This window comes from Haloarchaeobius salinus, from assembly GCF_024464185.1.
Lineage (GTDB): Archaea > Halobacteriota > Halobacteria > Halobacteriales > Natrialbaceae > Haloarchaeobius > Haloarchaeobius salinus.
Map to the genome: position 1 here is coordinate 509,476 of NZ_JANHAU010000002.1, position 13,873 is coordinate 523,348.

Sequence of the window (13,873 nt, forward strand, 5' to 3'; positions counted from 1 at the left end):
AAAGGTTAATGCGGAGGCCGTCGTGGCTTCGAGTAATGTTCGACGAAGACGACCTCGACGCAATCCGCTCCGCGAAAGAGGAGTGGGAGGCGGACGAGGTCGAGCCGGTCGTCGACCGGTTCGGCGAACGCAAGGAGACGTTCACGACCGACACGGGTGGCCACGAGGTCGACCGGCTGTACACGCCGGACGACGTGGCGGACCTCGACTACGAGGACGACCTCGGCTACCCCGGGCAGGAGCCGTACACCCGCGGGGTCTACTCCACGGGCTATCGGGGCCGGCTGTGGACGATGCGCCAGTACGCCGGGATGGGCACGCCCGAGGAGACGAACGAGCGGTTCAACTACCTGCTCGACCAGGGCCAGACCGGGCTCTCGATGGCGTTCGACCTGCCCACGCAGATGGGCTACGCCTCCGACGCCGCGATGGCCGCCGGCGAGGTCGGGAAGTCGGGCGTCGCCATCGACACGCTCGCCGACATGGAGACGGTGTTCGACGGCATCCCGCTCGACGAGGTGTCCACGTCGATGACCATCAACGCGCCCGCGTCGGTCCTGCTCGCGATGTACATCGCCGTCGGTGACCGGCAGGGCGTCGACCGCGAGGAGCTCCGGGGCACCATCCAGAACGACGTGCTGAAGGAGTACATCGCCCGGAACACGTACATCTACCCGCCGGAGCCGTCGATGCGCATCATCACGGACATCTTCGAGTTCTGCGCCGACGAGACGCCGAAGTTCAACACCATCTCCATCTCGGGCTACCACATCCGCGAGGCCGGCTCGACGGCGGCCCAGGAGATAGCCTTCACCCTCGCGGACGGCATCGAGTACGTGGAGACCGCGCTCGAGGCCGGGCTGGACGTCGACGAGTTCGCCCCCCAGCTGTCGTTCTTCTTCGCCTCGTACAACAACATCCTGGAGGAGGTCGCGAAGTTCCGCGCGGCCCGCCGGCTCTGGGCGAAGCTGATGGAGGAACGCTTCGACCCGGAGGACCCGAAGTCCAAACAGCTGAAGTTCCACACCCAGACCGCCGGCTCCACCCTCACGGCCCAGCAGATCGAGAACAACATCGTCCGGGTCGCGTACCAGGCACTCGCGGCCGTCCTCGGTGGCACGCAGAGCCTGCACACCAACGGGAAGGACGAGGCGCTCGCGCTGCCGACCGAGGAGTCCGTGCGGACCGCGCTGCGCACCCAGCAGATACTCGCCCACGAGTCGGGCGCGGCCGACACCGTCGACCCGCTCGCCGGCAGCTACTACGTCGAGAACCTGACCGACGAACTGGAGGCCGAGGCCCGCGAGCTCATCGGCCGTATCGACGAGAAGGGCGGGATGCTCGAAGCCGTCGAGAGCCAGTGGGTCCAGCGACAGATCCAGGACACCGCGTTCGACCGGCAGGAGGAGATCGAGGACGGCGAGCGCGTCATCGTCGGCGTCAACGAGTACCAGGTCGACGAGGAGCCCGAGATGGACCTCGAGGAGGTCACCGAGGAGGACGAGCGCCGACAGAAGGAGAGCCTCGCCGCGGTGAAAGCTGACCGCGACGACGAGGACGTCGAGGCGACGCTCGAGGCGCTGCGGGCCGCAGCACGGAGCGACGACAACCTCATGCCGTACATCGTCGACTGCGTGAAGGCGTACGCGACGGTCGGCGAGATCTGTGACGTGCTGCGCGACGAGTTCGGGGAGTACCACCCCGGCAGCGCGCTCTGACGGCGGGGACTACTCCTCGCCGCCCAGGTCGACGTCGGCGTTCCAGGTCGCACGGGCGACCTCGGTGTCGCCGTCGGCCTCGCGGTGGACGACGGCGAACTGTCCGGGGAAGCTGTACTCGAAGCCCGCCGTCAGTTCGTAGTCGACCGCTCCGACGCAGTCCGCACACGGCCCGTCGTCCTCGGTGGCGTGAAGGACGACCCGGAACAGGTCCTCGTCGCGACTGTAGCCGGACTGGACCACCTCGACCGAGTGGCACGGGTCGGGTGTGAAGAACCTGCCGTCGACGGTCACGTCGGTCTCGCCGTACTCGATGCGCGCCCGGTGGGTGGAGCTCTCGGCGCAGTCACCCTCGCTCCGGTCGACCGCGACATCGCCGACCGTGACCCCGGGACAGCCAGCCAGTGTGCTACCCTGAGTCATGTCGACGGACCAGTCGTCGTGGACTCGTATCACCCGGCCCTTCGCGTTGCAGTCGAACTCCTGGTGGTCGAGGCGGTACTCGTAGAGCCGCCGTCCGTCACCGCCGACCGTCAACGTGTACTCCATCGGGGCCAGGAACCGGAGCCGCACGTACTCCCATGGCTCGAACGAGTGGCCGCCGAGGTCGCGCTCGTCCCACTCGGTCGTGACGCGGATTCGGACGTCGCGTGCGACCTCGGCGTGGTTCCAGACGACGCAGTCGACGGGGACGTCCTGGTCGATGTCCTGCTGCGGGAACGCGTCGTCGTCGACGTGTCCGACCTCGTACTGGCCGATGGCGTCGTACCGGTCGCGGCCGAACCGGGGGTCTTCGTGGGTTCGGCGCGGGTCGCGGGTACGGGTGGATTCGGTACCGATGCTGCCGACACCGGTTCCTTCGAGACAGCCCGCGAGGGACCCGACGCTGAGGCTGCCGACCGTGTACAGGAGGGCTCGCCGCTGCATACCCGTCCGTCGTCCGGAGAGAACCTAAAACCAGGTAATGTTTCACTCGGCTTTGCCGACGGACGGCGGGGGCGGCTGTCCTACAGGAACGTGCCGACCTCGTCGCCGTCGCCGAGGTTCACGTCCGCGTTCCAGGTCGCACGGGCGACCTCCGTCTCCTCGCCGTCGCGCCGGTGGACGAGCACGACGTGACCGGGGAGGTCGTTCGCGAAGCCGAAGTCGAGGGTGTAGTCGACCTGCCCGAGGCACTCCTGGCAGGCCTCGTCCGTGCCGGTCGCGTCGGTGGCCTCGACGACGGCGCGGAACGTGTCGGTCTCCTCGTCGTACGACGTGTCGGCGAGGTCGAGCTCGTAGCACGGGTTCGGCGTCACGAAGACGCCCTCGGCACCGACGCTGTCGTCGTAGTAGTCGACGGTCGCCTCGCTCGCGTCGCGGTCCGTACACTCGCCCTCGCTGACGCCTATCCCGCCGGAGCGGTTCTCGGGGCCGGAACAGGCGATCATCGTGCTGATACCGCCGGTGTCGACCGACCAGTCCTCGTGGACGGAGACGGAGTGGAAGCCGCTGTTGCAGTCGAAGTCGGTGTGGTCGAGCGCGTGCTCGTGGAGGGTTCGGCCGTCGCCCGTGACGGTCAGCGTGTACTCGGCGGGCACGTTGAACAGCACGGTGACGTAGGCGTCACCGGCGACGGCGACCGTGCCGAGGTCGCGCCCCCGCGCGCCCGTCGAGGCGGTCAGTCCGAACTCGCGCTCGCTCTCCGCGTCGTTCCAGACGTGGACGGGCACCGGGTTGTTGTTGTCCGGGAAGGCGACTGCCTCGCGGTCGCCGATCGCGAACCGCTCGACCTCCTCGCGCTCGTCCGGGCCGAACTCGGTGTCGTCGTCGCCGTCGTCGGTGTCGGTCCCGTCGTCGGTTCCCTCACCGGGCGTCGTCGTCGGGTCGTCGGTGGCCGGATCGCCGTTGCCGGGGCCGGCGTCGTCGATACAGCCCGCGACGGAGAGTGCGCCGATGCTCGCGACCGAACTCAGGAGGGTGCGTCGTCTCATGTGCGACCGTTGTCTCCCCGATAAGTAAACCGCTGTCCAAGCTGAAAACAGCGTTTCACCACGCCCCCGACCCGGCTCAAATCGACCGTTCACCCATCGAGGGCGTCGAGGAGGGCGTCCACGTCGTCCGCGGTGTTGAACACGTGGAGCGAGGCGCGGACGACGCCGGTCGTCGGGATGGAGCGAACTTTGATGCCCCGTTCGGCCACCCGTTCGACCGTCGCCTCGGGGTCGTCGTCGGCGAACGAGACCAGCCCGGTGTGGTACTCGCGGGGCGAGACGAGGCGGTCATCGCCGAGGCCGTCCTTCAGCCGGTCCGTCAGGCGCTCGACGCGGGACTGGACGGTGTCGAGGCCGATCTCCTCGATGGTCTCGATGGCTGTCCGGAGCCCGGCGTAGGGTGCGGGCGCGACGGTGCCGAACTCGAAGCGGCGCGCACCCTCGGCGTACTCGTAGGGGTCGGCGTACGGGTCGACGGTGTTCCGGTAGCCCAGCTGTGCCGGCGCGAGCGTCTCGGCGAACTTGGGGTCGACGTAGAGGAAGCCCGCGCCCCAGGGACCGAGCAGCCACTTGTGACCCGAGGCGGCGACCGCGTCGGCACCCCACTCCGCGACATCGACGGGGTGCTGGCCGGGCGACTGGACGGCGTCGACGACCACGCGGGCACCGGCGTCGTGTGCCCGCTCGGTGAGTTCGCGGACCGGGGCGCGCACCCCGGAGGTCCAGCAGACGGAGCTGAACGTCGCGAGCGTCGCACCCTGCACCGCGTCCTCCCAGTCGTCGGGGTCGATCCAGCCCTGGTCGGTCTCGACGACGCGCACCTCGACGCCGTACTCGTCGCGGAGGCGTCGCCAGGGGAGGATGCCGGCGGCGTGCTCGACGTCCGTCCGGACGACCACGTCGTCGGCATCCCAGTCCATCGCGAGCGGGAGGCGGCTGATACCGTCGGTCGTACTCGCCGTGAGCGCGACGTTGTTGGGTTCGGTGCCGATGTGCGAGGCCACCGTCGCGCGGGCGTCGTCGAACAGCTCGAACGCCGGCTCGTACATCCCCGGGCCCGCACCGGACTCGAACTCGTGGAACTCGTACCACGACTCGGTGGCGTCGACGACGTGGCGGGGACTGGGGCCACTCGCGCCGGTGTTCAGGTAGATGGTCTCGTCGAGGACTGGCATGTCGTCACGAAGCTGGGATGGGTTCATGGTCGGTGGTGTGTGTCGAGGCTACGAGTCGGTTTCTGTGCCGGAGGCAAAACTGGTGCGATGGCCGCGGGGTCAGTTCCCGCGGCGCAGGGTGCGGACGCCGAGCAGGCTGTACGCGGGGCAGGTCCGCGTGTACCCGGTGACGAGCAGGACGAGCCCGACGATTGCGAGTACGAGCGGCGCGCCGACGGTGGCGACGGTGCCGTTGCCGACGCTCACGACGCCCGAACCGACGACGATGGCGACGACGAGCAGCACCGAGCCGAGGCCGAGGCGGACGAGGCGGTCCGTGGAGCCGACGTTGAGTTCCATACGTTCAGTATTGTGTTGTATGCCCATAAATGTACAACCTCGCTCCCGATCCGTGGGAGTCCCGCCCGGTGCGGTGGAGTCTGTACCTTCATGTCGGTGCGCCGTGTCGGGCGGAGTATGCAGTTCGATCACGCTGGCGTCGCGACCGACGACGCGATGGGGATGGCAGAGCTGTACGGGGACCTCTTCGGCCTCGACGTCGCCCACGAGGAGGAGTTCGACGGGATGCACGTCGTCTTCCTCGACGTGGGCGACGGCTACTTCGAACTCCTCGAACCCATCGAGGAGGGGGGCGCTATCGCTCGCTTCCTCGCGAACCGGGGGCCGGGAATCCACCACGTCGGGCTCGCGACGGAGGACATCGACGCTGCCCTCGACAGGGTCCGGGAGTACGACGTCCGCCTCGTCGACGAGGAGCCCCGGCCGGGCGCGTGGGGACACGAGGTGGCGTTCCTCCACCCGAAGGACACCGGCGGCGTGCTCGTCGAGTTCGTCCAGCACTGAGCGCGGGTGCGGGCACCAACGCCGGTCACGGCCAGTCGTGCGCCCGGTCCTCGATGGCAGGGTGGAGGTCCTCGGGCAGGTCGCGGAACCAGCACGCGCCGTTGAGCTCGCCCGGCTGGATGGCCACCGTGCCACCGAGGTAGTCCGCCTCGAAGAAGGTGTAGCACAGGTGGACCTCGCTGCCGGTCTCCTCGTGGGTCCCGACGACGCGCTCGGCGAACAGGGCGTCGGTCACCTCGCAGTCGAGGGCGACCTCCTCGCGGACCTCGCGTTCGGCGGCCGCCTCGGCCGTCTCGCCGTCCTCGATGCCGCCACCGGGGACGCCCCAGTGGCTCACACCCCGCCCCATGATGAGCAGGACGCGCTCGCCGTCGTCGGCCGCGTCCTCGGGCATCGACTCGGACAGTTCGGCGGCTTCGGCCGGGCTGCGGCGGATCCAGCAGTACGCCCCGCCGACGTAGTCGTACTCGTCGGTGTCTGTGGTCCACTCTTCGAACTCCTCCCCAGTGAGCTCCCGGCGGTCGACTTCGACGGGGAACTCGCCGTATCGCTCGCGGAGGCGTTCGAGCCGGCGGTCGACCGCCGCCTCGTTGATGTACTCGGGCGGCATGGACTGGGTACGAAAACGGACTACGGAGTAATAGGCTTCGAAATCCCGTCGTCGCCGCGGCGACGGGAGGGTGCCGCGACGGCGCGGCGGATCAGCCGAAGCTCTCGACGTGCGCCTCGTCCGAATCGAGGCCGGCGTCGTCGAGCGCGTCGGTCGCGAGCTCGCAGAAGTCGGCGAAGCCGAACACGTACACCGTGCCGTCGTCGCCGTACTCGCCGATTGCGTCGCCGAGCGCGTCGTCCGCGTCGTCGCCGAAGACGTCGACCGCCGCGCCCGCGGTCTCGAGGGCGTCGAGGCGGTCCGTGTGGGCCGGACCGTCGTCCTGGTACAGCACGACGGCGTCGTGGCCGCCCTCGACGGCGCGCTCGGCGATGGCCACCGCGGGGCCGATGCCCGGACCGCCCGCGACGACGACCACGTCGCCCTCGTCGTCGTACTTGACGTTCCCGAACGGCCCCTCGATGGTGAGCTCGTCGCCGGCGTCGAGGTCGGCCAGCCACGGGGAGATGTCGCCGTCGGGGTCCACGCCGACGGTCAGCTCGAACGTCCCGTCCACGTCGGGGGAGGAGAGCGTGTAGTACCGCGACAGCTCCTCGCCATCCACGGTGGCACGCACGAGCACGAACTGGCCCGGGAGCGCCTCGAACCCGTCCGGTGTCTCTACGTCTATCGCGACGGTGTCGGGTCCGACCGTCTCGACCGCTGCGACCGTAAGGACCTGCTCGTCCATGGTCGGCGGTACCCGTGGCACCCGTAAAGGCGTTCCTCTCCCCACTCGCGGCAAAAGCGCCCTCGGCCCGTCGTCGGGTGTTTCAGAAGCCTTTTGCTCCCACGCTCGGTAGCCACATCACAACATGGCCGAGGACTTGAACTGGGCTATCGGTGGCGAGGCCGGAGACGGTATCGACTCCACCGGTAAGATATTCGCCCAGGCCCTCTCACGGGCCGGACGGCACGTATTCACCTCGAAGGACTTCGCGTCGCGCATCCGCGGCGGTTACACCGCCTACAAGATCCGCACGTCGACCGAACAGGTCCAGAGCGTCGTCGACAGACTGGACATCCTGGTCGCACTGACCCAGCGGACCATCGACGAGAACCTCGACGAACTCCACGACCAGTCCGCCGTCATCTACGACGGCGAGCGCTCCTGGGAGGCGGAGTACCCCGACCACATCACCGGTGTCGATGTGCCCCTCAAATCGCTCGCCGAGGAGGCCGGCGGCGCGATCATGCGCAACATCGTCGCGCTCGGGGCCGCCTGCGAGATCACGAACTTCTCCATCGAGAACCTCGACGAGGCCCTCGAGAAGCGCTTCGGCTCGAAGGGCGAGAAGATCGTCGAGAACAACAAGAAGGCCGCCCGGCTCGGGCAGGAGTACGTCGCCGAGAACTACGACCTCGACGTCGACTACGACCTCGACGAGACGGACAACGACTACGTCCTGCTCAACGGCGACGAGGCCATCGGCATGGGCGCAATCGCCGCCGGCTGTCGCTTCTACGCCGGCTACCCCATCACACCCGCGACGGACGTGATGGAGTACCTCACCGGTCGCATCGACGAGTTCGGCGGGCACGTCGTGCAGGCCGAGGACGAGCTCTCCGCCATCAACATGGCGCTCGGCGCGGCCCGCGCCGGGGCACGCTCGATGACCGCGACCTCCGGGCCGGGCATCGACCTGATGACGGAGACGTTCGGCCTCGTCGCGACCAGCGAGACGCCGCTGGTCATCGTCGACGTGATGCGCTCCGGTCCCTCGACCGGGATGCCGACGAAGCAGGAGCAGGGCGACCTCAACATGACGCTGTACGGCGGCCACGGCGAGATTCCGCGCTTCGTCGTCGCCCCGACGAGCATCGACGAGTGCTTCTGGAAGACCGTCGAGGCGTTCAACTACGCCGAGAAGTACCAGACGCCGGTCTACCTCGTCGCCGACCTCGCACTCGCCGTCACCGAGCAGACGTTCCCGCCGGAGACGTTCGACATGGACGAGGTCGAGGTCGACCGCGGCAAGGTCGTCGACGACGACACCGTCGGCGAGTGGCTCGACGAGGAGGGTCGCTTCCGGGCCCACGCCAACACCGAGGACGGCGTCTCGCCGCGCGCGTTCCCCGGCACCATCGACGGCGCGCACATGTCCACCGGCCTCGAGCACGACGAGCTCGGCCGCCGGACCGAGGACACGAACGTCCGCATCGAGCAGGTCGACAAGCGCAACCGCAAGGTCGAGACGGCCCGCGAGCAGGAGGACTGGGACTACCGCGAGTTCGGCGACCCCGACGCGGACAGCCTCGTCATCTCCTGGGGTTCGAACGAGGGCGCGATGCGCGAAGCCATCGACCTCCTCGAGGAGCGCGGCGTCGACGTGCGGTTCCTCTCGGTGCCCTACATCTTCCCGCGCCCCGACCTGACCGACGACATCGAGGCCGCCGAGGACGTCATCGTCGTCGAGTGCAACGCGACGGGACAGTTCGCGGACCTCATCGAGCACGACGTGCTCCAGCGGGTACAGCGCATCAACAAGTACGACGGCGTCCGCTTCAAGGCGGACGAGCTGGCCGACGACATCGAGGCGACCCTCGCAACGGAGGCGAACGCACAATGAGCTCAGACGTCAAATTCACCGACTTCAAGTCCGACAAGCAGCCGACCTGGTGTCCGGGATGCGGTGACTTCGGCACCATGAACGGCATGATGAAGGCGCTGGCGAACACGGGCAACGACCCCGACAACACGTTCGTCGTCGCCGGCATCGGCTGTTCCGGCAAGATCGGCACCTACATGCACAGCTACGCGCTCCACGGCGTCCACGGGCGCGCACTCCCCGTCGGCACCGGCGTCAAGTTCGCCAACCCCGACCTCGAAGTGATGGTCGCGGGTGGCGACGGCGACGGCTACTCCATCGGCGCGGGCCACTTCGTCCACGCCGTCCGCCGGAACCCCGACATCACCTACGTCGTCATGGACAACCGTATCTACGGGCTGACGAAGGGGCAGGCCTCGCCGACGAGCCGCCAGGACTTCGAGACGAGCACCACGCCCGAGGGCCCCAAACAGCCCCCGGTCAACCCGCTCGCGCTCGCGCTCGCCTCCGGCGCGACGTTCATCGCGCAGTCGTTCTCCAGCGACGCGCTCCGTCACGCCGAGATCATCGAGCAGGCCATCGAGCACGACGGCTTCGGCTTCGTCAACGTGTTCTCGCCCTGCGTGACGTTCAACGACGTCGACACCTACGACTACTTCCGCGACTCGCTGGTCGACCTCCAGGAGGAGGACCACGACCCGACCGACTACCAGTCCGCGAAGGAGAAGATCCTCGAGGGCGACAAGGAGTACATGGGCGTCATCTGGCAGGACGAGGAGAGCGTCCCGTACCACGAGACCCACGGCGTCACCGAGAACATGGCCGACATCCCCGACGGCGCCGCCGACGGGACGATGGACCTGGTCCGGGAGTTCTACTAACGACCGTTTTCTTCGTTGGGTCGCTCGCTGCGCTCGCGACCACGCCTCGAAAAAGCTCGGCCAAAAAGGCCGGCGACTCGCTCCGCTCGTCGCCGGTGAACCGTACTCGCTGCGCTCGCGCGGACGGTCTCGATTACTCCTGTCCGGCTAGCGTCGCTCCCGGTCGGATGCCTATCGTCCTGCTTCGAAAACTCTCGAATCGAACCGGTGCAACGCCGTCACTCCTCGTCTTCGTGCTGGATGTTCTCGATGAGTTCGAGGATGTCGTCGCGCTCGTCGGGCAGCTGGGTCGGGTGGCCGCCGATGGCCACGACGTAGTCGTCGCCGTGTTTGACCACGGAGACGTAGACGTTCACCTCGACCTCGCGGCCGGCGAAGTTCGTCGTCGTCGTGAACACGGCGACGTCGGTCTGCTCGCCGAGCATCGTGGCCTGCAGGGTGTCGGTGCGCTCGGCACCCGAGAGGTCGCCGTAGGCCGTCTCGTACTGGCCGACGAGTTCGGTGAGCACTTCGCCCTCGCTCATGTTGGCGATGGGGTTCTGCGGTTCGCCCACCACGTCGACCTCGTGGGTCGAGACGACCGCGAACACGCCGACGGTCTCGCCGATGAACTCGTCGTCCTTCTCGTACTGTGCGACCCAGTTCTCGATGACGACGGTCCGATTGCCCAGGTCCTCGCTCGACTGTTCGATGACCTCCTGCTCGACGGAGCGCTCCGTGTAGCCCGTCCCGCCGTCGCCGAGCGCGCTGTCGGCGACCGTCGCCCGTTCGGCGCTGTAGGTCAGCGCCTCTTCGCCGGAGATGAACCCGATGCAGCCCGCACCGGTCAGCAGGAGAGCCACCGCGAGAACCATAGCGAGACGTCTCGAAGTCATGGTTCGTCCCTCGCCACCTCCGGCAATCAAGGTTCCGGCCTTCCCCGGCTCAGCAGACGGGTTTCGGGTCCACGCCGAGCTCGGTCAGGGAGTCCGCGTAGTCGTCGTAGGCGAGCTGGACGACGTACTCGGCGACGGCCTGGGCGCGCTCCCAGTCCGCGTCGTCCTCGCAGGTCGCGTCGAGGAGGTCGAGCCCGGCGGACAGGGACGCCTCCGTCTCGCTCCGGAGGTCGCGGAACAGGTCGGCCTTCGCCGCGTCGGCCTCGTTGACGAAGAAGCTGACAATCTGGAGGTGGGTGCGGAGGCTGACGAGCCCCCGGCCGACGAGCCCCGCGGCGGCGCGTTCGACGGTGTCGTCGCGGTCGCGCAGGTAGGCGTGCATCGGGCCGACGCCGTCGGGTTCGACGGGTTCGCCGAGAGCACCGACGACGCGTTCGTAGTGGTCGGCCTCCTGTGCGGCCACGTCGGCGAACACCTCGCTGGCGGCGGGGTTGGCCTCGTCGGCCGCCCACGACTCGAACGTCCCGTGGGCGAGGTACTCGCTGAACGCGGCGGCCCGGAGGATGGCCGTCTCGGAGAGGTCCGCATCGGTCAGCGCGACGAGCAGCTTCGAGGAGCCGAGTCGGTCGAGCTCTGTGGCCGTTGCCGACTCGACCGACTCGCGGAAGGCGGTCGCGTCCATGCCGGAGGTGTCGGCCGGCGGCGGCTTCAACGTTGTCCCACACGCGTCGTTTCTGTGGTCCGAGGTGTCCACGCACGGTTTTTATCCTCCCGCCGGGCGTACTGCAGGGTATGAGTGTCCCATCCGAGGCCGACGGCGAGCCCCCGTCGGTCGACGCCCGCGAGCTCGACGAGCTGGTCCGCTCCGGCGAGCCGTTCACCCTGCTCGACGTCCGCGACCGCGACGAGTTCGAGGCGTGGCACGTCGACGGTCCCGGCGTCAGCGCGAGCCAGGTGCCCCACGTGAAGTTCGTACAGGCGCAGGTCACCGGCGACGTGGACTCCCTCGTCGGCGACGACCCGGTCGAGCCCATCGTCGCGGTCTGTGGCCACGGCGAGGCGAGCGCGCACGCCGCCGAAATTCTCGTGGACGCGGGCTACGACGCCCGGAACCTGGCGGGTGGGATGGACGCCTGGGCCCGCCTGCTCGTCGCCCGCGAGGTCGAGGGGGCGTCGGGCACCGTCGTCCAGTACGACCGGCCGTCGAGCGGCTGTCTCTCCTACATGATCGTCGACGGCAACGAGGCGGCGGTCGTCGACCCGCTCCGGGCCTTTGCCGAACGGTACGTCGCCGACGCCAGCGAGCGCGGCGTGGACCTCCGCTACGCCATCGACACGCACGTCCACGCCGACCACGTCTCCGGCGTGCGGGCCGTCGCGGCCGCGAGCGACGCCGAGCCCGTCCTCCCCGAACGGGCGAGAGAGCGCGGCCTCGCGTACGACGCGCGCCCGCTGGCCGACGGTGAGTCCCTCGAACTCGGCGACACGACCATCGAGGCCGTCGCGACGCCCGGGCACACCACCGAGATGACGACGCTCGTCGCCGCCGACACCCTGTTCACCGGCGACGGGCTGTTCGTCGACGGGGTCGCTCGGCCCGACCTCGAGGAGGGCGACGAGGGCGCGGCCGAGCTGGCGGGCGAGCTGTACGACACCATCCAGAAACGACTGCTCACCTACCCGGACGGGATGGTCGTCGCGCCGGGTCACCGCGACGACGAGACGCCGCGAGCCGACGACGGCACCGTCACCGCGACGCTCGGGACGGTGCGCGAGCGGGTCGACGCGCTCTCGCTCACCCGCGACGAGTTCGTGGATTCCGTGCTCGCCGACCTTCCCCCGCAGCCCAACGAGTACGAGCGCATCATCGAGACGAACCTCGGCCGCGAGACGCTGGACGACGACACGGCGTTCGAGGTCGAACTCGGGCCGAACAACTGCGCGGCGCGGTAGCCTGTGAACAGTTCCCATGGGGGCTGAAGACTTTTACCCGACGCCCGGCGACTCAACGCCACTCAGATGAGCGACGTGCTGCCGGAAGCGATGAGCGAGGAACCGATCACCGTCGAGCGACTCGTCACGGACCTGCGCGAGCTCGGCCTGTCGGCGGGCGACACCGTCTTCGTGCACAGTTCGCTGTCGGCGCTGGGCTGGGTCTGTGGCGGCCCGGCCGCCGTCGTCGACGCGTTGCAGGAGGTCGTCACCGCGGACGGGACGCTGGTGCTGCCGACGTTCACGGGCGACTACTCGGACCCGGGTGGCTGGCAGAACCCGCCGGTACCCGACGACTGGGAGCCGACGATACGCGAGACGATGCCGGCGTTCCGGCCCGAGTCGACGCCCTGTCCCCGGATCGGGGCCATCCCGAACACGTTCCGGGCGTACCCCGGCGTCGTCCGGAGCGACCACCCCGTCGTCTCCTTCGCCGCGTGGGGTGCCGACGCCGAGGACATCGTGGTCCCGCATCCCGACGACGAACCGCTCGGCGAGGGGTCGCCGCTGGCGCGCCTGTACGAGCAGGACGCGACGGTGCTGATGCTCGGCACCGACTACGAGACGGCCACCTCCTGCCATCTCGCGGAGTACCGCGGCGCGTTCCCGAAGGAGCGCGAGACGGGTGGCGGCCCGGCCATCCGCGACGGCGAGCGTATCTGGCTCGAGTTCGACGACGTTGCGCTCGACACCGCCGACTTCCCGATGGTCGGCGAGGCCTTCGAGCACGAGTGCCCGGAGGCCGTGACCGTCGGACGGGTCGGCGAGGCCGAGTCGCGGCTCGTCGACCAGCGGGCGCTCGTGGACTTCGCGACGGTCTGGTTCGGGGAGAACAGGCCGGAATCGCTCGAACGGGCGCGCGAGGACGACGGCGGGGAGTGACTAGTCGTCGCCCGCGGCCGCGCCGGGCTCTGCGCTCACCGCGGCGTCGTCCTCGATGCTCGGCGGGTACTTCCCGCGGTCGAGCTTCAGGTCCGAGGCGGGCCGTGCCATGCAGGTCAGCGCGAACCCCTCGCGCTCCTCCTCGGTGAGCCCGCGCGCGGCGGGCTGGACCACGTCGCCCTCGACGATCTCGGCGGAGCACGCGAGACACATCCCGACCCGGCAGGAGTACTCCTGGGCGATGCCCTCCTCGATGCATCGCTTCAGGATGGTCTGCTTGTCGGAGACGGTGATGGACTCACCGGTCCCCACGAACTCGACGGTGTAGTCGGTCAT

15 protein-coding genes are annotated in these 13,873 nt (G+C 68.9%); 6 read left to right on the top strand and 9 right to left on the bottom strand.

Annotation, left to right across the window (positions count from 1 at the left end; genetic code table 11):
* The first annotated feature begins 35 nt into the window (after window positions 1-35).
* A complete protein-coding gene (locus NO345_RS09155) occupies window positions 36-1,718 on the top strand; it encodes an acyl-CoA mutase large subunit family protein (RefSeq protein WP_256298524.1) in 1,683 nt (560 codons plus the stop codon).
* Between the two features lie 9 nt (window positions 1,719-1,727).
* Here the strand turns inward: NO345_RS09155 and NO345_RS09160 are convergent, their stop codons facing one another.
* The 4 genes from NO345_RS09160 to NO345_RS09175 form a co-directional block, all read right to left on the bottom strand.
* Window positions 1,728-2,645 carry a hypothetical protein gene (locus tag NO345_RS09160; RefSeq protein WP_256298526.1) on the bottom strand — a complete coding sequence of 306 codons (918 nt, stop codon included), beginning with the start codon at window positions 2,643-2,645 and terminating at the stop codon, window positions 1,728-1,730.
* Between the two features lie 80 nt (window positions 2,646-2,725).
* Complete coding sequence (locus NO345_RS09165) at window positions 2,726-3,691, bottom strand: hypothetical protein (protein ID WP_256298528.1); 966 nt, start codon at window positions 3,689-3,691, stop codon at window positions 2,726-2,728.
* Window positions 3,692-3,780: 89 nt separating this feature from the next.
* Window positions 3,781-4,893: an aminotransferase class V-fold PLP-dependent enzyme gene (locus NO345_RS09170; RefSeq protein ID WP_256298530.1), complete on the bottom strand. Its 1,113-nt coding sequence runs from the start codon at window positions 4,891-4,893 to the stop codon at window positions 3,781-3,783.
* A gap of 72 nt (window positions 4,894-4,965) precedes the next feature.
* Window positions 4,966-5,205, bottom strand: coding sequence for a YgaP family membrane protein (locus tag NO345_RS09175; RefSeq protein ID WP_256298532.1), 240 nt, complete (start codon window positions 5,203-5,205; stop codon window positions 4,966-4,968).
* A gap of 117 nt (window positions 5,206-5,322) precedes the next feature.
* On the opposite strand from NO345_RS09175, the gene mce reads away from it, so the two are divergent.
* On the top strand, window positions 5,323-5,709 hold the full coding sequence (gene mce, locus NO345_RS09180; protein ID WP_256298534.1) for a methylmalonyl-CoA epimerase: 387 nt from the start codon (window positions 5,323-5,325) through the stop codon (window positions 5,707-5,709).
* A 25-nt stretch (window positions 5,710-5,734) separates the two neighbouring features.
* Here mce and NO345_RS09185 read toward each other — a convergent pair whose 3' ends face one another.
* Window positions 5,735-6,319, bottom strand: a complete 585-nt coding sequence (locus NO345_RS09185) for an NUDIX domain-containing protein (RefSeq protein ID WP_256298535.1) — start codon at window positions 6,317-6,319, stop codon at window positions 5,735-5,737.
* Between the two features lie 91 nt (window positions 6,320-6,410).
* Window positions 6,411-7,049, bottom strand: coding sequence for an FAD-dependent oxidoreductase (locus NO345_RS09190; protein WP_256298536.1), 639 nt, complete (start codon window positions 7,047-7,049; stop codon window positions 6,411-6,413).
* Window positions 7,050-7,173: 124 nt separating this feature from the next.
* Between NO345_RS09190 and NO345_RS09195 the strand changes: the two genes are divergently transcribed.
* Window positions 7,174-8,928 (top strand): 2-oxoacid:acceptor oxidoreductase subunit alpha, encoded by a 1,755-nt coding sequence (locus NO345_RS09195; RefSeq protein WP_256298538.1) that lies wholly within the window; start codon window positions 7,174-7,176, stop codon window positions 8,926-8,928.
* Window positions 8,925-9,788, top strand: coding sequence for a 2-oxoacid:ferredoxin oxidoreductase subunit beta (locus tag NO345_RS09200; protein WP_256298540.1), 864 nt, complete (start codon window positions 8,925-8,927; stop codon window positions 9,786-9,788). Before NO345_RS09195 ends, NO345_RS09200 begins: the two co-directional genes overlap by 4 nt.
* Before the next feature lie 218 nt (window positions 9,789-10,006).
* On the opposite strand, the gene NO345_RS09205 is transcribed toward NO345_RS09200, so the two are convergent.
* Together NO345_RS09205 and NO345_RS09210 are read right to left on the bottom strand one after the other, a co-directional pair.
* Complete coding sequence (locus NO345_RS09205) at window positions 10,007-10,663, bottom strand: DUF6517 family protein (protein WP_256298542.1); 657 nt, start codon at window positions 10,661-10,663, stop codon at window positions 10,007-10,009.
* A gap of 49 nt (window positions 10,664-10,712) precedes the next feature.
* Window positions 10,713-11,345 carry a rubrerythrin family protein gene (locus NO345_RS09210; RefSeq protein ID WP_256298543.1) on the bottom strand — a complete coding sequence of 211 codons (633 nt, stop codon included), beginning with the start codon at window positions 11,343-11,345 and terminating at the stop codon, window positions 10,713-10,715.
* 110 nt (window positions 11,346-11,455) lie between these two features.
* Between NO345_RS09210 and NO345_RS09215 the strand changes: the two genes are divergently transcribed.
* Together NO345_RS09215 and NO345_RS09220 are read left to right on the top strand one after the other, a co-directional pair.
* A complete protein-coding gene (locus NO345_RS09215; RefSeq protein ID WP_256298544.1) occupies window positions 11,456-12,616 on the top strand; it encodes an MBL fold metallo-hydrolase in 1,161 nt (386 codons plus the stop codon).
* A gap of 66 nt (window positions 12,617-12,682) precedes the next feature.
* Complete coding sequence (locus tag NO345_RS09220; protein WP_256298545.1) at window positions 12,683-13,537, top strand: AAC(3) family N-acetyltransferase; 855 nt, start codon at window positions 12,683-12,685, stop codon at window positions 13,535-13,537.
* Here the strand turns inward: NO345_RS09220 and NO345_RS09225 are convergent, their stop codons facing one another.
* Window positions 13,538-13,873 carry a 2Fe-2S iron-sulfur cluster-binding protein gene (locus tag NO345_RS09225; RefSeq protein WP_256298546.1) on the bottom strand — a complete coding sequence of 112 codons (336 nt, stop codon included), beginning with the start codon at window positions 13,871-13,873 and terminating at the stop codon, window positions 13,538-13,540. It abuts the gene before it with no gap.

Coding starts and splice junctions, on each gene's coding strand:
- NO345_RS09155 (WP_256298524.1), top strand. CDS start 36: ATGTTCGACGAAGACGACCTCGACGCAATCCGCTCCGCGAAAGAGGAG.
- NO345_RS09200 (WP_256298540.1), top strand. CDS start 8,925: ATGAGCTCAGACGTCAAATTCACCGACTTCAAGTCCGACAAGCAGCCG.
- NO345_RS09165 (WP_256298528.1), bottom strand. CDS start 3,691: ATGAGACGACGCACCCTCCTGAGTTCGGTCGCGAGCATCGGCGCACTC.
- mce (WP_256298534.1), top strand. CDS start 5,323: ATGCAGTTCGATCACGCTGGCGTCGCGACCGACGACGCGATGGGGATG.
- NO345_RS09175 (WP_256298532.1), bottom strand. CDS start 5,205: ATGGAACTCAACGTCGGCTCCACGGACCGCCTCGTCCGCCTCGGCCTC.
- NO345_RS09190 (WP_256298536.1), bottom strand. CDS start 7,049: ATGGACGAGCAGGTCCTTACGGTCGCAGCGGTCGAGACGGTCGGACCC.
- NO345_RS09225 (WP_256298546.1), bottom strand. CDS start 13,873: ATGACCGACTACACCGTCGAGTTCGTGGGGACCGGTGAGTCCATCACC.
- NO345_RS09195 (WP_256298538.1), top strand. CDS start 7,174: ATGGCCGAGGACTTGAACTGGGCTATCGGTGGCGAGGCCGGAGACGGT.
- NO345_RS09215 (WP_256298544.1), top strand. CDS start 11,456: ATGAGTGTCCCATCCGAGGCCGACGGCGAGCCCCCGTCGGTCGACGCC.
- NO345_RS09220 (WP_256298545.1), top strand. CDS start 12,683: ATGAGCGACGTGCTGCCGGAAGCGATGAGCGAGGAACCGATCACCGTC.
- NO345_RS09160 (WP_256298526.1), bottom strand. CDS start 2,645: ATGCAGCGGCGAGCCCTCCTGTACACGGTCGGCAGCCTCAGCGTCGGG.
- NO345_RS09205 (WP_256298542.1), bottom strand. CDS start 10,663: ATGACTTCGAGACGTCTCGCTATGGTTCTCGCGGTGGCTCTCCTGCTG.
- NO345_RS09185 (WP_256298535.1), bottom strand. CDS start 6,319: ATGCCGCCCGAGTACATCAACGAGGCGGCGGTCGACCGCCGGCTCGAA.
- NO345_RS09170 (WP_256298530.1), bottom strand. CDS start 4,893: ATGAACCCATCCCAGCTTCGTGACGACATGCCAGTCCTCGACGAGACC.
- NO345_RS09210 (WP_256298543.1), bottom strand. CDS start 11,345: ATGGACGCGACCGCCTTCCGCGAGTCGGTCGAGTCGGCAACGGCCACA.